We start from the raw sequence: 18,018 nt of genomic DNA on the forward strand, positions 1-18,018 counted from the left end.
AGCGTCATGGTCGCGCCGGCACTGGCCAGCGCCGCGGATCCGACCGATCCGGGCTATCAGCGTAACGCCAAGGAGCATGCCGAGCTGGTCGCGCAGCTGCGGGCCAAGCTGGCCGAGACCGCTCTTGGCGGGCCCGAGAAGTCGCGCATCCGGCATGTGGAACGGGGCAAGCTGCTGCCCCGGGACCGGGTGGACCACCTGCTCGACCCCGGCTCGCCGTTCCTGGAGCTGTCTGCGCTGGCCGCCAACGGCATGTACGACGACCAGGCCCCGGCCGCCGGCATCATCACCGGCGTCGGCCGGGTCGAGGGCCGCGAGTGCGTGATCGTGGCCAACGACGCCACGGTCAAGGGCGGCACCTACTACCCGATCACCGTCAAGAAGCACCTGCGCGCCCAGGAAGTGGCGCTGCACAACAACCTTCCGTGCCTGTACCTGGTCGACTCGGGCGGCGCGTTCCTGCCCCGGCAGGACGACGTGTTCCCGGACCGCGAGCACTTCGGCCGGATCTTCTTCAACCAGGCCACCATGTCGGCCCGGGGCATCCCGCAGATCGCCGCCGTGCTGGGCTCGTGCACGGCCGGCGGCGCGTACGTGCCGGCCATGAGCGACGAGGCGATCATCGTGCGCGGCCAGGGCACGATCTTCCTGGGCGGCCCGCCGCTGGTGAAGGCGGCCACCGGCGAGATCGTCACGGCCGAGGAGCTGGGCGGCGGCGAACTGCACTCGCGCACCTCCGGCGTCACCGACCACCTGGCCGAGGACGACGAGCACGCGCTGCGCATCATGCGCCAGATCGTCGGCACCTTCGGGCCCCGCGCGCCGAGGCCGTGGGAGGTCGAGCCGACCGAGGAGCCGGCCGTCGACCCCGACCAGCTCTACGGCGTGGTCCCGATCGACACCCGCACGCCCTACGACGTGCGCGAGGTGATCGCGCGGCTCGTCGACGGCAGCCGGTTCGCCGAGTTCAAGGCCGAGTACGGCACGACCCTGGTCACCGGCTTCGCCCGGATCCACGGCCACCCGGTCGGCATCGTGGCCAACAACGGCATCCTGTTCGGCGAGTCGGCGGTCAAGGGCGCCCACTTCATCGAGCTGTGCGACCAGCGCGGCGTGCCCGTGCTGTTCCTGCAGAACATCTCCGGCTTCATGGTCGGCCGCGAGTACGAGGCGGCCGGCATCGCCAAGCACGGGGCCAAGATGGTCACCGCCGTGGCCTGCGCCCGGGTGCCCAAGTTCACGGTGGTCATCGGCGGCTCGTTCGGGGCCGGCAACTACTCGATGTGCGGCCGGGCCTACTCGCCGCGGTTCCTGTGGATGTGGCCCAACGCCCGGATCTCGGTGATGGGCGGCGAGCAGGCCGCCTCGGTGCTGGCCACGGTCCGCCGGGACCAGCTGGGCGACGAATGGTCCACGCAGGACGAAGAGGCGTTCAAGCAGCCGATCCGGGACCAGTACGAGAGCCAGGGCAACCCCTACTACTCGACCGCCCGGCTGTGGGACGACGGCGTGATCGACCCCAAGGACACCCGGACCGTGGTCGGTCTGGCCCTGTCCGCCGCGGCCAACGAGCCGCTGCCTCCCGTCCGCTACGGCGTCTTCAGGATGTGACTGTGATGATGCTCGACCCTGCAAGCAGGTCTTCGATGTTCGACACAGTCCTGGTGGCCAACCGCGGCGAGATCGCCGTCCGCGTCGCGACAACGTTGCGGCGCATGGGGATTCGCAGCGTCGCCGTGCACAGTGACGCCGACGAGGGCGCTCGGCACGTGCGCGAGGCCGACGTGGCCGTGCGCATCGGGCCGGCCGCCGCCCGCGAGAGCTACCTGTCGATCGAGCGGATCATCGACGCCGCGCTGAAGACCGGCGCGCAGGCCGTGCACCCCGGGTATGGCTTCCTGGCCGAGAACGCGGCGTTCGCGCGGGCCTGCGCCGAGGCCGGGCTGGTGTTCGTGGGCCCGCCGCCGGCGGCGATCGACGCCATGGGCGACAAGATCCGGGCCAAGCAGACCGTGACCGCCGCCGGGGTGCCGGTGGTGCCGGGCGCGTTCGGCGCGGACATCGAGCACGCCGTGGCCGAGATCGGTTTTCCGGTGCTGCTCAAGCCGTCCGCCGGCGGTGGCGGCAAGGGCATGCGGCTGGTGCACTCGATCGACGAGCTGCCGGCGGCCATCGAGTCGGCCCAGCGCGAGGCCCGCAACTCCTTCGGCGACGACACGCTGCTGGCCGAGCGGTTCGTGCTGAACCCCCGGCACATCGAGATCCAGGTGCTGGCCGACGCCCACGGCACGGTGCTGCACCTGGGCGAGCGGGAGTGCAGCCTCCAGCGCCGGCACCAGAAGATCATCGAAGAGGCCCCGTCGCCGCTGCTCGACGACAAAACCCGTGCCCGCATGGGGAAGTCGGCCGCCGACGCCGCCGCGTCGGTCGGCTACACCGGGGCCGGCACCGTGGAGTTCATCGTCTCCGCCGACCGTCCCGACGAGTTCTTCTTCATGGAGATGAACACGCGTCTGCAGGTCGAGCACCCGGTGACCGAGCTGGTGACCGGCGTCGATCTCGTCGAGCAGCAGCTGCGGGTCGCGGCGGGGGAGAAGCTTTCTCTTACCCAGGACGACATCCGGCTCACCGGGCACGCCGTCGAGGCCCGCATCTACGCCGAGGACCCGGCCCACGGCTTCCTGCCCACCGGCGGCACGCTGCTGGCGTTGGACGAGCCGACCGACCGGATCCGGATCGACTCCGGGGTTTGCGAGGGCTCGGTGGTCGGCAGCGACTACGACCCCATGCTGGCCAAGCACATCGCCTATGCGTCCACACGCGACGATGCGTTGCGCAAGCTTCGGTCGGCGCTGGGCGAGGTCACGGTCCAGGGCGTGACCACGAACATCCCGTTCCTGCGGGCCCTGCTGGGCGACGAGGACGTGGTCGCCGGACGGCTGGACACCGGCCTGGTGGAGCGCAAGCTCGACGCCCTGGTCGCCAACCCGATGCCCGAGGACGTGCTGGTCGCGGCGGCCCTTGAGCGGGCCCTTGCGTTGGAGCCCGCGGGGAAAACCGTTGACCCGTGGGACATTCCCGGCGGGTGGCGGGTCGGCCAGCCGGCCTGGACGTCCTGGCTGATCGGCGCGCCCGGCGACGAGCCGACCAAGGTTCGCCTGCGTGGCCGGGCCGCCAGCGCGGAAGTCGTTGTCGGCGAAGGGGAACCGGTCACGGCCGCCGCGTGGCGTGAGGGCGATCGCCTCTACGTCCGCAGCGCGGGCATCACCCGGTCCTACCGGCACGCCCGCGACGGCGAGATCACCTGGATCGGCAACTGGCCGCTCCAGGAGCCCGAACAGCTGTCCCGCAAGGGCTCCGCCGGCGCGGCCGGCGGCGCGGTCAGCAGCCCGATGCCCGGCACGGTGCTGCTGCTCAAGGTCGCCGCCGGGGAACGGGTCACGGCCGGCCAGCCGCTGCTGGTCGTCGAGGCCATGAAGATGGAACACACGGTCGTAGCGCCCATCGACGGCGCGGTCGCGGAGCTGGCGGTGCATGCGGGCCAACAGGTCCGGCTGGGCCAGCAGCTCGCGGTGGTTGCACCCCTACAGGAGTGACGGACATGGACACCAGGATCAGCCCCGAGCACGAGGCGCTGCGCAAGACCGTCGAGGAGTTCGCCCGCCAGGAGGTCGCGCCGGTCATCGGCGACTTCTACGAGCGGGAGGAGTTCCCGTACGACATCGTGGCCAAGATGGGCCGCATGGGCCTGTTCGGCCTGCCCTTCCCCGAGGAGCACGGCGGCATGGGCGGCGACTACTTCGCCCTGTGCCTGGCCCTGGAGGAGCTGGCCCGGGTCGACTCCTCGGTCGCGGTCACGCTGGAGGCCGGCATCTCGCTGGGCGCGATGCCGATCTACCGGTTCGGCACCGAGGAGCAGAAGCGGCAGTGGCTGCCCCGGCTGACCTCGGGCGAGGCGCTGGCCGGCTTCGGCCTGACCGAGGCCGGCGGCGGCTCCGACGCCGGCGCCACCCGCACCACCGCCCGGCTGGACGGCGACAGCTGGGTGATCAACGGGTCCAAGTGCTTCATCACCAACTCGGGCACCGACATCACCGCCGCCGTCACGGTCACCGCCGTGACCGGGCAGAAGGCCGACGGCGGCAAGGAGATCTCGGCGATCATCGTGCCGTCCGGGACGCCCGGCTTCACCGTGTCGAAGAAGTACTCGAAGGTGGGCTGGAACGCCTCCGACACCCGCGAGCTGTCGTTCACCGACGTGCGGGTGCCGGCCGAGAACCTGCTCGGCGAGCGCGGCCGCGGCTACGCCCAGTTCCTGCGCATCCTGGACGAGGGCCGCATCGCCATCGCCGCGCTGGGCGTCGGCCTGGCCCAGGGCTGCGTGGACGAGTGCCTGCGCTACGTGAAGGAGCGCGAGGCCTTCGGCCACAAGATCGGCACGTACCAGGCCATCCAGTTCAAGATCGCCGACATGGAGGTCCGGGCCCACACCGCCCGGCTGGCCTACTACCACGCCGCCGACAAGATGCTGCGCGGCGAGCCGTTCAAGCGCGAGGCGTCGATCGCCAAGCTGGTCTCGTCCAACGCGGCCATGGACAACTCGCGGGACGCCACCCAGATCTTCGGCGGCTACGGCTTCATGAACGAGTACCCGGTCGGGCGGTTCTACCGGGACGCCAAGATCCTGGAGGTCGGCGAGGGCACCAGCGAGGTCCAGCGCATGTTGATCGCCCGCGATCTGGGCCTGTAGATCGGGCCTGTAGTCGATCGACTACAATTGGCGACGCCGAAGGGTTTCGGCGGACCGAACCTGGGTACTACAGTGAGGTCGCGAACAAGCTCCCGCCGTGTTCCTCCCCCCTCGACATGGCGGGTTACCCCGGCGCCCCCGCTCACCCCCGTGCGGGGGCGCCGGCCTTTCTCTCAACGTCATGAAGGGCCCCTTACTGACGCTGGACGTCAGTAAGGGGCCCTTCATGACGTTTCTACTGTCCGGTCACGGCCTTTTCTGAATCTTTTTCACGATTCTCCGCCGGTTCGATCTCGGGCAGGTCGTGCCGGCCCGAGATGAACTCCTGGAACCGGATCTTGGCCAGGATCAGCGGCTGCCGGTAGCGGGCCTCGCGGCGGATCGCCGTGGTCAGCTCCCACGAGCCGGGCCGGTAGCGCCAGCGGGCCCACGGCGAGTTCGGGCGAGCCAGCCGCATCGCGCCGACCTCGGCCAGCGGCGGCAGGAACAGGCCGAGCAGCCCGGTCCAGATCTTGCCCTTGAGCAGGGTGACCACCGCGAACCCCAGGTCGACAAGGGCGATCAGCCCGCCGGCCACGTGCGGCGGCAGGCCGAAGTCGGGCAGCAGGCCGTAGTCCAGCGGCTTGGCCCCCAGCAGTAAGAGCCCGGTCACGCCCACGGCCAGGAACACCGCGTCCACCGACAGCCGGCCCGACTGCGTCCAGTACACGTCCCGCAGGTGCAGGATCAGCGCGAACTCGTCGAGCACCAGCGCCGTGCCCACGCCGAACAGGGCCGCCGACCACCGCCGCCAATCGCCGGCGTCGTCCGGCACGGCCAGGCCGATCACCCCGCCGAGCATCATCGCCACCACGCCGAACACCACGTGGTGGATGTGCATGCCGCCGGGCGTCACGTTGCCCGGCCACCAGCGCACCTTGGCCCTGATCAGCCGCACGCTGATCCTGATCAGCACGAACGCGACCACCAGGCCGAGGAAGAAGTACAGCAGCCGCTCGTGTCCGGGATCCCAGTGGCCCATGTCGCCCGACCACCCTTCGCCGAGTGCCTTGTCTGCGCAGGTTACGCCGGACGGGTCTGTTCGGTTGCCGGTTTGCTCACACCCAGGGGTGGTTCGGCGGCCGGTACTGGGGTACCCCGTGACGGACAGCACGGGCACGGGGATGCCGACTCAAGCGTTGTACGTGACAAAATCCAAGGCGGCATCTTGGGCGGCGCGGAGGTCGGGTTTTGCTCTACTGGTTCATGAAACGGGTTGCGGGACGGCTCGGGCAGGCGGTCTACCGCCCCAACGTGGAGGGCCTGGAGAACATCCCGGCCACCGGTCCGGTGATGCTGGCGAGCAACCACCTGGCGTTCGTGGACAGCATCGTCATCCCCATGGTCGTGCCGCGGCGGGTGAACTTCCTGGCCAAGGCCGAGTACTTCGAGGGCAAGGGCGTCAAGGGCGCGCTGATGCGCGGCTTCTTCGGCGGCCTCGGCCACATCCCGGTGCAGCGCGGCAGCGGCCGGGCGGCGCGGGCCGCCCTGGACACCGCCGAGGAGGTGCTCAACAACGGGGGCGCGTTCGCGATCTACCCCGAGGGCACCCGCTCCCTGGACGGCCGCCTCTACCGCGGGCACGCCGGCGTGGCCCGCATCGCCCTGGCCACCGGCGCCCCCGTCGTGCCGGTTGGCCTCATCGGCACCGACAAGGTGCAGAAGAACGGCAAGGGCATGCCGCGCATCCGCCCCATGACCGTGCGCTTCGGCAAGCCGCTGGACTTCTCCCGCTACGAGGGCATGGCCGAGTCCACGATGATCCACCGCGCCGTCACCGACGAGATCATGTACGCCATCCTGGAGCTGACCGGCCAGGAGTACGTGGACAGCTACCGCCCCCACCCAAAAGCCGCGTGACCGACTGAGGTAACCACCACGATTACCTTTGCGCTTGGAAGGGGGCTTTCCTTCACTTGGAGTGGAGGAAAGCCCCCTTCCAAGCGTCAGCCCACCAGGGGCGGGGCTCGGGGTGGCTGTCAGGAAGGGGCCCTTCCTCTCATCCGACGAGAGGAAGGGCCCCTTCCTGGCAGCTGGGGTTGACGGTTAGGAGGCGATGAGGTAATGGGGGAGGTGGCGTTCTAGGTCGCCGAAGACCGCCGAGTTGTGGCGGTAGGCGATCCGGGACTCCTCGATCACCCGCTCGCGTTCGGCCTCGTCCCAGGGGGCGGTGTTGAGCAGATCGTGGTAGCGGGCCTTGAAGGCCTTGCGGTCGGGGATCTGGTCGAACACGTAGAAGCGGGTGCCGGCGTGGTCGACGATGCCGTGCTGACGCTCGGTCATCTTGCCGACGGCCTGGCCGCCGGAGATGTCGCCGAGGTAGCGGGTGTAGTGGTGCGCGACGAAGCCGCCGGGCCAGGTGAAGGCGACCTCGCGCAGACGGTCGGTGTAGGCCACGGTGGCCGGCCCGGGCTCGATGATCGAGGCCCACTCGGGTCCGTACAGGTGAGCCAGGTCGTGTTCCAGCGCCGGCAGCCGGCGCAGCTCGGGACTGGCGAACGGGCCGGCGACGGGGTCGTCGGCCATGGCGTCGGAGGCCTCCTCCAGCACCTTGTAGATGTAGTAGTGCTGGGCCACGAGCGCGGCGAAGCCGGCCAGGCTGAGCCGCCCGTCGAACAGGACACGCACGAATTCGGCGCCGTTGGCGACCTGGTGGTCGGCCATCGTGCCGGCACGGAGAGTCGCGGAGAAGGTCACGTCCCCGAGTCTGCTGTTACCGACACGCTGTCGTCAAGATTGTGACGACAGGTCGTCATAAAAAGCGCCCACGCCGCGTAGCACGAAGCGGACGGTCGACTCCACGGCATGGTCCAGCTCGGCCCCGGACAGCTCGGCCACGGTCCGGCCGCTGATGCAGGCGGTGACCAGCCCGACCAGCGTCTCCACGTCGTCCTCGGGCAGCAGCCCCTCCCGCATCCCGGACACCAGGATGCCGCGCAGGATCAGCTCCAGCGCGCCGACGTGCTCGACCATGTGCCGGTAGCTCTGCTCGGACATCAGCGACCGCAGCGCGGTGCCGGGCGGCAGGTGGTTGCGGGCCACGTGGCGCAGCTGGCTGCGCACGTAGGTGGCCAGCCCGTCCACCGGGTCCCGCACCCCGGCCAGGGCCGTGACCAGCTCGGCCATGTACTGCTCGGTGACGTGCTCGGCGTAGGCCAGCAGCAGCGATTCCTTGTCCGGGAAGTAGTTGTACATCGCGGTGCGGCCCACCTCGGCGGCCGCCGCGATGTCGGCCAGCGAGATGGCGTCGAAGCCGCGCTGGTACATCAGTGTCGACAGCGCCGTGAAGATCCGCTCCCGGGTTCGCTCCCGGTGTTCGCCCAACGACCTGCCGGTGATCTTCGGCACGCCCTCCAGATTACGGGGTCAGCGGGCAGCGCCGCGGCTGCCGCTTGGGGTTGAGCTCGTCGAGCACCTGGACCTGGATGCCGGTGCTGCTCTGGAAGTCGGTGCTGGTGAACGCGGCCGCCACGGTGCAGACGATCTGGTCCACGGCGTGCTCGCTGAGCCCTCTCGCGTCGCTCGTCTTGACGAAGACGCGGAAGACGCTGGCCTCGGCGTCCGACGACATGGAGGCCACCATCCCGGACGGGAGCTCGCTGGTCAGGCCGCCGGCGGCCTCGGTGCCGGTCGGGCCGGCCAGCAGGGCGTCGAGCGAGTCCTGGGCGTAGGGATAGGGGCGGAAGTAATAGGTCCCGGTCCCGTCCTTGGGCAGCGTCGGCGTCGCCGTCGAGGGCAGGGGCCGGTTCACCGCGCGCAGCGTGCCGTGGTCGATCAGGTACACGATCAGGCTGTTCACGGTGCCACGCGGCGCCCCCTGGCCGTGGATGACCGTGCTCGGCCGGATGCCGCAGGACACCACCATGGCCCCGACGACCGCCCCGACCACCAGCATCGACAGCAGGCCGAACAGACCGTTGCGCCCGGTCATGCCGGATCCTCGCCGGCGACCCGGGGCAGGCGGAGGATGAACACCGCGCCTCCTTCCGGACGGTTGGCCGCCTCCAGGCTGCCATGGAGCGCACCGGCGCGGTGCAGGCGCGCGTTCTCCCAAGCGATGGCCAGGCCCAGGCCGCTGCCCTCGGACCGGGTGCGGGCGTACTCGGCCTTGTAGAACCGGTCGAACACGTGCGGCAGCACCTCGGGGGCCAGGCCGGGGCCGTTGTCCATGACCCGCACCTCGACCCAGTTGTGGTCGGCCCACAGCCGCAGGCCCACCGGCGGCGCGCCGTGCTTGAGGGCGTTGCCGACCAGGTTGGCCACGATCACGTCCAGGCGGCGCGGGTCGAGCCGGGCGACGACCCCGGGCGGCAGCTCGGCGTCGACCTTGCCCAGCCAACCCCTGGCCCGCAGCGTCGCGGCGATCGCGCCGGCCAGGTCGATGTCGTCCAGCGCCAGCTTGGCCGCGCCGGCGTCGAACCGGGACACCTCCATCAGGTCCTCGACCAGCCGGGTGAGCTTGCGGGTCTCCTGGCTGACCAGCCGGGCGGCCTGGCCGGCGTCGTCGCCGAGCTGCGGCGCCTCCTCGTCGAGCACATCGGTGACGGCGGTCATCGCGGCCAGCGGCGTGCGCAGCTCGTGCGAGACATCGGCGACAAAGCGCCGCGCGTCGGACTCCATCCGGCGCAGCTCGCCCACGTAGTGCTCCAGGGCGGCGGCGGTGTTGTTGAAGGTCCGGGCCAGCTCGGCCATCTCGTCGTTGCCGCGGACGTTGAGCCGGGCCGACAGGTCGCCCTGGCCCAGCTGGCGGGCGGTCAGCCCGAGCTGGCGAACCGGCCGCAGCACGCCCCGGGCCGCCAGCAGGGCCACGATCAGCGCGAACAGCGCCGCCAGCGCGCCGTACAGCCAGGCGCTGGTGGCCAGCTCCTCGACCGCGTCCTGCTGGTCGGACATGTTGACCATGGCGTAGACCTCGAGACCCGAGGCCTGCCAGGTGGTGTCGGTCTGCCAGGCCAGGGTGGGGATGCCGATGATCATGTACGGCCGGCCCTGGTACTCGACGCGCTGCCAGACGACCGAGTTGCCGGTGCGCATCTCCGCCCGCATGTCCGGCGTGATGGCCGACATGTCGAGATAGCTGTGCTGGGAACGCATGTTCTGGTAGACCGCGATCGAGTTGCCGCCGGCGGCCGCCGCGATGGAGTCCAGCGTGTCCTGGCTGGGCGGCATCCGCAGGTGCGAGAAGTTCTTGACCCGGTCGATCATCGGCAGCACGATCGCGTTGGTGGCGTCGGTCTCGATCGTGCGCCGCGCGGCCACGTAGATCGCGCCGGACGCGGCGGCCGCGCTGATCGCCGCGATCAGCACGAACGACACGACCAGGCGTGGTCGCAGGCCCCACGCCACCCCCATGAACCGCCGCAGCCGGCTCATACCGGGCCGAACCGGTAGCCGAAGCCGCGCACGGTCTGCACGTAGAGCGGGTCGGCCGGATTGTCCTCGATCTTGGACCGCAGCCGCTGCACGCACGCGTCGACCAGGCGGGAGTCGCCCAGGTAGTCGTGCTCCCAGACCGCTTCCAGCAGCTGCTGGCGGCTGAGCACCCGGCCCGGCGTGCCGGACAGCTCCAGCAGCAGCCGCAGCTCGGTCGGGGTGAGGCTGATCGGCACGCCGTCCTTGCTGATCACCAGCGCCGCGCGGTCGATGACCAGTTTTCCGTGCTTCTCCTGCTCCGAGCGCTCGGCCCCGGTGCGCCGCAGCACCGCCCGGATGCGGGCGTCCAGCACCCGCGGCTGCACCGGCTTGACCACGTAGTCGTCGGCCCCGGCCTCCAGGCCGCCCACGATGTCGAAGTCGTCGCTGCGCGCGGTCAGCATGATGATCGGGATGTCGCCGCTGGCCCGGATCCGGCGACACACCTCGAAGCCGTCGATGCCCGGCAGCATCAGGTCGAGCACGACGATGTCGGGCACGTCGGCCCGCAGCCGGGTGAGGCCCTCCTCGCCCGACTCGGCGGCCTGAATGGTGTGGCCCTGCCGGCGCAGCGCCAGTTGCAGGCCCTCGCGCACCGCGCGGTCGTCCTCTATCAGCAGCACCCTGGACACGGTCGAAGATTATTCGGTCACGGACGACCCGATGCCGGTCGTCCGGCCCGGCCGCGGGCTCTTGTAGCGAAACCATGACGTGTCCAGGACGCGCAGGTGACGTGCCCGCCGAATCACCGCCCGCGTCAACGAGTCGCGGCCTGTCGTTGGGCTCATCGGCCTCACCTCCGTCGACCGAATGTACGCCGACCGCCGAAAAACGTTCGACGACACGGTGCGCATCACGCCGAGGACTGCTCGGATACGTCGGCCGATCGGTCCTCACCTGCGGTGATAACCATGGTGCACGGAGGTTCCATCGGATTTCTGTGATCTTGTCCTTAGCCTCTGTGACACGTCTGTGACACAGTCAGCATGGGATGCGGAAATCTCTCGGACATCGTTTGGGCCATGCAGCAAACGCAGCTCAGGTCCGTTCCCACCACTCCCAAGCCGCTGACGCTGGAAGACCTCTACCGGCAGCACCGCGTCCGCCTGCTCGGGCTGGCCCGCAAGCTCGTCGACGACATGGCCAGCGCCGAGGACGTCGTCCAGGACGCGTTCGCGGCCCTGCACCGCAACTGGGGCGGCCTGCGCGACGAGTCCGCCGCGGCCGCCTACCTGTCGGCCGCGGTCGTCAACGGCAGCCGCTCGATGCTCCGCCGCCGCAAGCGCGCCCGCGACTACGTGCCGCCGCACGAGGCGCCGGCCCGCTCGGCCGAGTCGCTGGCCCTGCTCACCACCGACCAGCAGGCCGTGATGGACGCGCTGGCCCAGCTGGCCCCGCGCCAGCGCGAGGTGCTGGTGCTGCGCTACTACGGCGGCATGACCGAGGCCGAGATCGCCCGCGCCACCAGCATCTCCCAGGGCGCCGTGAAGTCGACCGCCAGCCGCGCCCTGGACAAGCTGGAGCGCCTGATGGCCGATCACCGCCCCGCCCACTACCGCCAGTCCGCCTGACCGGGTGGGAGAGAGAAGAGGGGCCGGTTGCGGATCGCTCGGGCGCGAACCGGGCCTCAGGGTTTGAACGCCACCAAGGCGTAGGTGCTGGACCGCTCCGGGTGGTCCTCGACTTCTTCCGGCGAGTCCGGGTGCCAGGACGGCAGGTAGACCACCCCGGGCTCGACCAGCTCCAGCCCCTCGGCCAGCCCGGCGACCTGCGCGCGGTTGCGCGGATGGAGGGGGTTGTCGGCGCGGGTGTAGAGCCGTTCCACCTGCTTGCCCCGCTCCCCGACGTGCTCATGGGTGCCGTGGGACACGACGAGATAGCTCCCGGAGGCCACGGCCCCGAGATAGCCGCGCACGGTCTGTTCCACGTGCGAGTCGTCGTCGACGAAGTGCAGCACGGCGAACATCAGCACGGCCACCGGCTGCGACAGGTCCAGCAGGCCGGTGACGGCGTCGGAGGCCAGCACGGACTCGTGGTCGCGCATGTCGGCCAGCAGCACGGACGCGTTCTGGTTGCCCTCCAGCATGACCTGGCTGTGGGCGACGGCGACGGGGTCCTTGTCCACGTACACGACCCGGCACTCGGGCGCGGCGGCCTGCGCGATCTCGTGCACGTTGCCGACGGTGGGGATGCCGGAGCCGAGGTCGAGGAACTGTCGGATCCCCCGGCCGACCAGGTAGCGCACCGATCGCCGCAGGAAGGCCCGGTTGGTCCGCATGATCAGCGGCAGCTCGGGCATGGCCTGCATGGCCTGCTCGGCGAACTCACGGTCCACGGCGAGGTTGTGGTACCCGCCGAGGTAGTAGTCGTAGACCCGGGCGGCGCTGGGCCGTTCCAGGTCGACCTCGCCGGGCGCCCATGTCGGCCGCTCCATCTGCCCGCCTCCCGATGCTCACCTGACCGAGTGACACTAATGCAGAGTGGAGACGGCGATGGTGGTCGGCTCGCCGTGCACGAGCCCCGAAACGTAGGCCTCGCGGCACGCCTGCCGGCGCACCTTGCCGCTGGTGGTCTTGCGCACCAGGCCGGTCAGGCCCAGCACCACGGTGTGCACGGCCAGCCGGTGGTCGGAGTAGACGGCCCGCCGCACGGCCCGCGCGACCTCGTCGACCACGCCCTCGCCCGGCCGCCGCTGCCGCAGCTCGACGAACAGCACCAGGCGTTCGCCGGTGGGCTCGTGCTCGCCGGTGCTCACCGCGAACGCGGCCACGCCGCCGGCCCGGACCGCCGCGTGGCAGCCGCGCACGCTGTCCTCGATGTCCTGGGGGTAGTGGTTCAGCCCGTGCACGATGATCAGGTCCTTGAGCCGCCCGGTGACGAACAGCTCGCCGCCGTGCAGGAAGCCGAGGTCGCCGGTGCGCAGGAACCGGTTCGCGCGGCCGTCGGCCAGTTCGGCGTCGAAGACCGTCCGGGTCTCCTCGGGCAGCCCGTAGTAGCCCAGGGCCTTGCTGGGCCCGTCCACCCAGATCTCGCCGACCCGGTTCGGCTCGCACGGCAGCCGGGTCTCCGGATCGACGATCAGCAGCGTGGTGTCGGGCTTGGTGACGGGACCGGAGGCGGCGTAGCGGGTGCTGCGGGCCACCGTGCCCTCGGCCACCGGCACCACCCGGTTGGAATCCAGGGCGTCGCGGTCCACGCACAGCATGTGCCGGCCGCCCATGGCGACGCTGCCGCTGTGCTCGGCCAGCCCGTACGCCGGGTAGAACGCCTGCGGCTGGAAGCCGGACACGGCGAAGGCCTTCACGAAGGCGTCCACAGTGGACGCTCGGATCGGCTCGGCCGCGCACATCGCCACCCGCAGCCGCGACAGGTCCCAGGCCGCCCGCTGCTGCTCGGTGGTCTTGCGCACGATCAGGTCATAGGCGAAGTTCGGGGCGGCGGTGTGGGTGGCCCCGACCCGCGACAGCACGTCGAACCAGACCGTCGGCCGGTGCAGGAAAGCCGTGGGGGACATCATGTACACGTGCCCGTTGCCGACCAGCGCGCCCAGCGTCATGGAGATCAGGCCTTGGTCGTGGAAATGCGGCAGCCACGACACGGCCCGGGTGTCCGGCCCGCGCAGATCGGTGTCGACCAGGTTCTGGGCCAGCTCGGAATGCAGGTTGCGGTGGGAGACCAGGACTCCGCGCGGCGAGCCGGTGGAGCCCGATGTGTAGGTGAGCAGCGCCGGTTCGTCCAGTGTGGACGGTTGCGGCCACGAGTCGACGCGGCCGGCGTCGGGTCTGTCCCGGTCGGTGCGGTACCACGGCACCGACGGCCACAGCTGCCCGGTGCCGACGGTCGTGCGGATCCGGTCGTACGCGCCGTGGGTGAGCACCACCCGCGCACGGGAACTGCTGGCGACCGCGCCGAAAGCCTCCAGGTCGTGCCGCATGGTGAACGGGTTGGGCGGCGCCACCGGCACCGGCACCACGCCGGCGGCCAGGCAACCCAACAGGGCGATCGCGAAGTCGGGCGAGGGCAGGTAGACCAGCAGCGCCCGGTCGCCGGCCTGGAGACCGCGGGCGTCCAGTTCGGCCACCACCCGGTCGGCCTGGTCGCCCAGTTGCCCCGCCGTCAACGTCACGTCGTCGCTGCCGTCGTCCTTGACGTAGCTGACGATCGGCTGCTCCGGGTGCTCGCGGCGGACCCGGTCGAAGGCGGCCGCCACCGTCTCGGGGGAGTCGATCCTCATCGTCATGGTGCTCACCGGCTTTCGCGCTGACGCCGCCGGTTCCTACTCTGCCACGTCAGCCTTTGATTCCGGTCTCGGCAACGCCACGAACCAGGAACCGCTGCAAGATCACAAAAACCAGCACCAGCGGCAGGATCGCGACGGCGGCGGCCACGAAAAGCTCATGGATGTTGACGTTCTGTGCGGTGAGGAACGTGGACATGGCCACTTGGACGGTCCACGCGTCCTCGTCCTGGCCGATCACCAGCGGCCAAAGGAAGGAGTTCCAGCTGCCGATGAACTGAATCACCGCGACCGCCGCGAAGAAGCCGCCCGAGTTGGGCGCCACGATCCGCCAGAACGTGCCCCAGTGTCCGAGGCCGTCGATCCGCGCCGCCTCCTCCAGTTCGCGCGGGAACGACAGGAAGTACTGCCGGAACATGAACGCGGTGAAGCCGGCGAACAGGCCGGGGATCACCAGGCCCCGCAGCGAGCTGACCCAGCCCAGGGAGGACACCAGCACGAAGCTGGGCACGAACGTGACCGCCGCCGGCACCATCAGCGTGGCCACGATCACGTAGAAGACCTTGTTCGCATGCTTGAACGGAATGCGGGCCAGCCCGTAGCCGCACAGCGAGCCCAGCAGCAGCTGGCCGGCGGTCTGCGCCACGGCGATCACCAACGAGTTCCACAGCGCGTGGGCCATCGGCACGCTCGGGTCGGTGAACAGCTCGGTGATGTTCTCCCAGTGCAGCGAGCTCGGGAACAGCGACCACTCGGGCGAGGTGATCTCGGCCTCTGTGGACAGTCCATTTCGGACGATCAGGTAGAACGGCAGCAGGAACACCAGCGCCGCCACGGTCAGCGCGGCGTAGCGCAGCGTCGTGCCGATAACGCCAGGACGCAGGCCGACGGGTCGGTTGTCCATCCTCACGCCTCCCGTCGTCCGAGGCCGAGCAGCCGGCCCTGCACCAAGGTCACCAGGGCGATCAGCAGCGCCAGGATCAGCGCGCCGGCGCTGCCGTGCCCGTAGTCCTGGGTCTGCCCGAGGGCCAGGTAGTACAGGTAGACCAGCGGCGGCCGGCCGAAGTCGGGATAGCCGCGGGCGGTGCCGAGCAGGTTGTAGAACTCGTCGAACGCCTGGTAGGCGGCGATCAGGCTGAGCAGCAGCACCGCGATCGAGGTCGGCCGCAGCTGCGGGAAGGTGATGTGCCGGAAGACCTGCCAGCCCGGCTTGGCCCCGTCCACGTACGCCGCCTCGTAGAGCGAGTCCGGAATCCGTTGCAGGCCGGCGATGAACAGGATCATGTAGAAGCCGACCTGCAACCACAGCCGGGCGGTCACCAGCACCACCCAGTACCAGGGCGGGTCCGGATTGGACAGCCAGGCCACCGGGTCCCGGCCGAACCAGTCCAGCACGGTGTTGGCCAGTCCGAACCGGACCCCGCTGAACAGCGACAGCTTCCACACCATGGCCGCCACCACGTACGAGCACGCGGTGGGCAGGAAGAACACCGAGCGGAAGAACGCGCGGGCGAACCGGATCCGGTTCACCGCGACGGCCAGCCCCAGCGCCAGCGCGAAGGTCAGCGGCACGATGAACACCGCGAACACGCTGAAGGTCAGCAGGCTCTGGGCGAACGGCCCGGACAGCATGTCGGCGTAGTTCTGGAAGCCGACGAAGGTGTCCGGGGTGACCGTGCCCTGCGCGTCGAAGAAGCTGAGGTAGGCGCTCCAGCCGATCGGGATGTAGTTGAAGATCAGCAACCCGAGCAGGAACGGGCCCACGAACAGCCAGAACGCCCCAACCCTGCTCATCCGTACAGTCGCTTCAGCTCGGTCTGCACCGACGTCGACGCGGTCTTCAACTCGGCCGTGGCGTCCCCGCCGCTGCGCACGATCTTGTTCAGGGCGTCGCTCATCGCCAGCTGCATCTTGGCCGTCCACGGCGGCGGGTTCTGCGGCTTGCCGAGGTCCTGCACGAAGCGCACGGCATCGGCGGCCGGGCCGGACTTCAGCTTGTCGGCCTTGGCGGCCAGGCTCTTGCGGGCCGGGATGTGGAAGCCGTAGCTGAGGTCGAAGTCCTGCTGGTAGTCGCCGCGCTCGACCCACAGCCACTGCACGTAGGCCTTGGCCGCGTCGATCTTCTTGCTCTTGGCGTTGACCATCGAGCCATACGCCCCGAACGGCACCGAGGCCTTGCCGGCCCCGTTCAGCGCCGGCCACGGCAGCACGCCGAAGTCGTCGCCCAGCGCCTTCTGCACCGCCGGCACCGTCCACAAACCGGTCCACTGCATGGCGGTCAGGCCCTGGATGAAGGCCGACGGGTCCGACCAGTCGGCCGGCGCGCCGAGCAGCAAGCTGTTGCTGGTGAACAGCTGCCGCAGCTTGCCCGCCGACTCGGCGGCCAGCGGGTCGTCGAAGCCGACCTTGTGGTCGGGGGTCAGGTAGTCCAGTCCGGCCGACCACAGCAGCGGCCCGGCCAGCACGCCGACGCCGCCGTCGTTGCCCAGGAACAGGCCCTTCACCTTGGTGGTGGTCAGCTTCCGGGCGGCGTCGATCAGCTCGTCCACGCTGCTCGGCGGCTGCACGCCGGCCTTCTGGAGCAGGCTCTTGCGGTAGAACAGCATCTGCATGTCCACCGACTGGGGAATGCCGTAGACCTGCCCGTCCACGGTGTGGCTGGCCAGCACCGACTCGGTGAAGTCGCTGCGGGCGTCGCCGAGCAGGTCGTCCAGCGACACGATCTGCTTGCTGCGCACCATGTCCACCCGCAGGGTGGACTCGAACACGTCCGGCCCGTTGCTGGCCGCCAGCGCGCTGGCGATCTTGGAGTCGTAGTCGCCCGGGTTCCACTGCACGTGCACGGTCGCCTTGTCGTACGCCTTGGCGTAGCGCTCGACCGCCTGCTGCACGCCGGCTTCGCCGTAGGCGTGGTACCACTGCTCGATCGTGTCGCCGCCGCCACTGCTGCTGCGTCCGGTGTTGGAGCCGCAGGCCGCGAGCAGACCGGCCGCCGTCACGCTGCCCGCCATCCCGAGGAATCCCCGCCGGCTGTACGCGTTGTTCACGCCACACCCCTTCCGTCGGCACACTGTGCGTGACTACCCCATCACGCGGACCGGGAGTCCGCACCTGTTCCCTGCATGTGGGCACGGATCGCGTCGTGGGCACAGTGATTTACTGCATGTTTTGGCCCATGACGGCCGAACGGCCGTATCGTGGAGGTCGCACCAAGACCCCCGCCGCTCCCTCCCCCCTGAGCGGCGGGCCTCGTGCCGGAGCCCCGCTCACCCCCGTGCGGGGCTCCGGTCATTTCTGAGGGAGTCATGTGATGGCGACCACCTTCCACGAAGCGGCCGAGGCGGCCGATCGCGTGGTGGACCTGCTGCTCGAAGCGACAGCGTTGAATTCCTTTGGACCCGAGGACGAGGGCACCGCCGAGAGCCGCATCGAGCTGCTCAACGGCCTGGCCCTGGCGGCCGAGGCGCTGCGCGCCGCCGGCCGCGGCGAGCAGGGGCTGGCCGACGAGCTGGGCCGCTCCGCGAGCGCCAACTTCGATCGGGTCGACCCGATCGAGCTGATGCTGCTGCGCGGCTGAATC

The 18,018-nt window shown here is 70.2% G+C and carries 17 protein-coding genes; 6 read left to right on the plus strand and 11 right to left on the minus strand.

What is annotated here, in order from left to right:
- Positions 1–6: 6 nt before the first annotated feature.
- Genes ACIG5F_RS23840 through ACIG5F_RS23850 form a run of 3 tightly spaced genes read left to right on the plus strand, consistent with a single transcriptional unit; the run spans position 7 to position 4,750 of the window.
- Complete coding sequence (locus ACIG5F_RS23840) at positions 7–1,611, plus strand: carboxyl transferase domain-containing protein (protein WP_396520869.1); 1,605 nt, start codon at positions 7–9, stop codon at positions 1,609–1,611.
- A gap of 35 nt (positions 1,612–1,646) precedes the next feature.
- A complete protein-coding gene (locus tag ACIG5F_RS23845; protein WP_396520871.1) occupies positions 1,647–3,596 on the plus strand; it encodes a biotin carboxylase N-terminal domain-containing protein in 1,950 nt (649 codons plus the stop codon).
- A 5-nt stretch (positions 3,597–3,601) separates the two neighbouring features.
- Positions 3,602–4,750 carry an acyl-CoA dehydrogenase family protein gene (locus ACIG5F_RS23850; protein WP_396520873.1) on the plus strand — a complete coding sequence of 383 codons (1,149 nt, stop codon included), beginning with the start codon at positions 3,602–3,604 and terminating at the stop codon, positions 4,748–4,750.
- Positions 4,751–4,985: 235 nt separating this feature from the next.
- Here ACIG5F_RS23850 and ACIG5F_RS23855 read toward each other — a convergent pair whose 3' ends face one another.
- Entirely contained in the window at positions 4,986–5,771 is a 786-nt protein-coding gene (locus ACIG5F_RS23855) for a hypothetical protein (RefSeq protein WP_396520875.1), read from the minus strand.
- Positions 5,772–5,980: 209 nt separating this feature from the next.
- Here ACIG5F_RS23855 and ACIG5F_RS23860 point away from each other — a divergent pair, with 209 nt between their 5' ends.
- Positions 5,981–6,649 (plus strand): lysophospholipid acyltransferase family protein, encoded by a 669-nt coding sequence (locus tag ACIG5F_RS23860; RefSeq protein ID WP_396520877.1) that lies wholly within the window; start codon positions 5,981–5,983, stop codon positions 6,647–6,649.
- A gap of 186 nt (positions 6,650–6,835) precedes the next feature.
- Here ACIG5F_RS23860 and ACIG5F_RS23865 read toward each other — a convergent pair whose 3' ends face one another.
- Genes ACIG5F_RS23865 through ACIG5F_RS23885 form a run of 5 tightly spaced genes read right to left on the minus strand, consistent with a single transcriptional unit; the run spans position 6,836 to position 10,833 of the window.
- Positions 6,836–7,486 (minus strand): heme oxygenase (biliverdin-producing), encoded by a 651-nt coding sequence (locus ACIG5F_RS23865; RefSeq protein WP_396520879.1) that lies wholly within the window; start codon positions 7,484–7,486, stop codon positions 6,836–6,838.
- Between the two features lie 33 nt (positions 7,487–7,519).
- Positions 7,520–8,137: a TetR/AcrR family transcriptional regulator gene (locus tag ACIG5F_RS23870; protein ID WP_396520881.1), complete on the minus strand. Its 618-nt coding sequence runs from the start codon at positions 8,135–8,137 to the stop codon at positions 7,520–7,522.
- A gap of 10 nt (positions 8,138–8,147) precedes the next feature.
- Positions 8,148–8,720, minus strand: coding sequence for a hypothetical protein (locus ACIG5F_RS23875; RefSeq protein WP_396520883.1), 573 nt, complete (start codon positions 8,718–8,720; stop codon positions 8,148–8,150).
- Complete coding sequence (locus ACIG5F_RS23880; RefSeq protein WP_396520885.1) at positions 8,717–10,162, minus strand: ATP-binding protein; 1,446 nt, start codon at positions 10,160–10,162, stop codon at positions 8,717–8,719. Before ACIG5F_RS23880 ends, ACIG5F_RS23875 begins: the two co-directional genes overlap by 4 nt.
- A complete protein-coding gene (locus ACIG5F_RS23885; RefSeq protein ID WP_396520887.1) occupies positions 10,159–10,833 on the minus strand; it encodes a response regulator in 675 nt (224 codons plus the stop codon). Before ACIG5F_RS23885 ends, ACIG5F_RS23880 begins: the two co-directional genes overlap by 4 nt.
- 390 nt (positions 10,834–11,223) lie before the next feature.
- On the opposite strand from ACIG5F_RS23885, the gene ACIG5F_RS23890 reads away from it, so the two are divergent.
- Positions 11,224–11,772: an RNA polymerase sigma factor gene (locus ACIG5F_RS23890; protein ID WP_396520889.1), complete on the plus strand. Its 549-nt coding sequence runs from the start codon at positions 11,224–11,226 to the stop codon at positions 11,770–11,772.
- A gap of 56 nt (positions 11,773–11,828) precedes the next feature.
- On the opposite strand, the gene ACIG5F_RS23895 is transcribed toward ACIG5F_RS23890, so the two are convergent.
- From ACIG5F_RS23895 to ACIG5F_RS23915, 5 genes are read right to left on the minus strand one after another with little or no spacing between them, the layout of a single operon-like run.
- Positions 11,829–12,635, minus strand: coding sequence for an SAM-dependent methyltransferase (locus ACIG5F_RS23895; protein WP_396520891.1), 807 nt, complete (start codon positions 12,633–12,635; stop codon positions 11,829–11,831).
- Positions 12,636–12,671: 36 nt separating this feature from the next.
- A complete protein-coding gene (locus ACIG5F_RS23900) occupies positions 12,672–14,441 on the minus strand; it encodes a fatty acyl-AMP ligase (protein WP_396520893.1) in 1,770 nt (589 codons plus the stop codon).
- Positions 14,442–14,490: 49 nt separating this feature from the next.
- Entirely contained in the window at positions 14,491–15,342 is an 852-nt protein-coding gene (locus ACIG5F_RS23905) for a carbohydrate ABC transporter permease (RefSeq protein WP_396520895.1), read from the minus strand.
- 2 nt (positions 15,343–15,344) lie between these two features.
- Positions 15,345–16,232 (minus strand): carbohydrate ABC transporter permease, encoded by an 888-nt coding sequence (locus tag ACIG5F_RS23910; RefSeq protein WP_396520897.1) that lies wholly within the window; start codon positions 16,230–16,232, stop codon positions 15,345–15,347.
- Positions 16,229–17,449, minus strand: coding sequence for an ABC transporter substrate-binding protein (locus ACIG5F_RS23915; RefSeq protein ID WP_396521205.1), 1,221 nt, complete (start codon positions 17,447–17,449; stop codon positions 16,229–16,231). The genes ACIG5F_RS23910 and ACIG5F_RS23915 overlap by 4 nt, the downstream gene beginning before the upstream one ends.
- 299 nt (positions 17,450–17,748) lie before the next feature.
- Between ACIG5F_RS23915 and ACIG5F_RS23920 the strand changes: the two genes are divergently transcribed.
- Positions 17,749–18,015, plus strand: a complete 267-nt coding sequence (locus ACIG5F_RS23920; RefSeq protein ID WP_396520899.1) for a hypothetical protein — start codon at positions 17,749–17,751, stop codon at positions 18,013–18,015.
- The last annotated feature ends 3 nt before the right edge of the window (positions 18,016–18,018 follow it).

Origin of the sequence: Kutzneria sp. NPDC052558, assembly GCF_044547355.1 — a bacterium.
In the GTDB taxonomy this organism is placed as follows: domain Bacteria; phylum Actinomycetota; class Actinomycetes; order Mycobacteriales; family Pseudonocardiaceae; genus Kutzneria.

What these genes read in the sequence shown, in the direction of transcription:
- ACIG5F_RS23920 (WP_396520899.1), top strand. Translation starts at nt 17,749, where the DNA reads ATGGCGACCACCTTCCACGAAGCGGCCGAGGCGGCCGATCGCGTGGTG.
- ACIG5F_RS23875 (WP_396520883.1), bottom strand. Translation starts at nt 8,720, where the DNA reads ATGACCGGGCGCAACGGTCTGTTCGGCCTGCTGTCGATGCTGGTGGTC.
- ACIG5F_RS23890 (WP_396520889.1), top strand. Translation starts at nt 11,224, where the DNA reads ATGCAGCAAACGCAGCTCAGGTCCGTTCCCACCACTCCCAAGCCGCTG.
- ACIG5F_RS23905 (WP_396520895.1), bottom strand. Translation starts at nt 15,342, where the DNA reads ATGGACAACCGACCCGTCGGCCTGCGTCCTGGCGTTATCGGCACGACG.
- ACIG5F_RS23880 (WP_396520885.1), bottom strand. Translation starts at nt 10,162, where the DNA reads ATGAGCCGGCTGCGGCGGTTCATGGGGGTGGCGTGGGGCCTGCGACCA.
- ACIG5F_RS23840 (WP_396520869.1), top strand. Translation starts at nt 7, where the DNA reads ATGGTCGCGCCGGCACTGGCCAGCGCCGCGGATCCGACCGATCCGGGC.
- ACIG5F_RS23900 (WP_396520893.1), bottom strand. Translation starts at nt 14,441, where the DNA reads ATGACGATGAGGATCGACTCCCCCGAGACGGTGGCGGCCGCCTTCGAC.
- ACIG5F_RS23915 (WP_396521205.1), bottom strand. Translation starts at nt 17,449, where the DNA reads ATGGCGGGCAGCGTGACGGCGGCCGGTCTGCTCGCGGCCTGCGGCTCC.
- ACIG5F_RS23845 (WP_396520871.1), top strand. Translation starts at nt 1,647, where the DNA reads ATGTTCGACACAGTCCTGGTGGCCAACCGCGGCGAGATCGCCGTCCGC.
- ACIG5F_RS23910 (WP_396520897.1), bottom strand. Translation starts at nt 16,232, where the DNA reads ATGAGCAGGGTTGGGGCGTTCTGGCTGTTCGTGGGCCCGTTCCTGCTC.
- ACIG5F_RS23855 (WP_396520875.1), bottom strand. Translation starts at nt 5,771, where the DNA reads ATGGGCCACTGGGATCCCGGACACGAGCGGCTGCTGTACTTCTTCCTC.
- ACIG5F_RS23895 (WP_396520891.1), bottom strand. Translation starts at nt 12,635, where the DNA reads ATGGAGCGGCCGACATGGGCGCCCGGCGAGGTCGACCTGGAACGGCCC.
- ACIG5F_RS23850 (WP_396520873.1), top strand. Translation starts at nt 3,602, where the DNA reads ATGGACACCAGGATCAGCCCCGAGCACGAGGCGCTGCGCAAGACCGTC.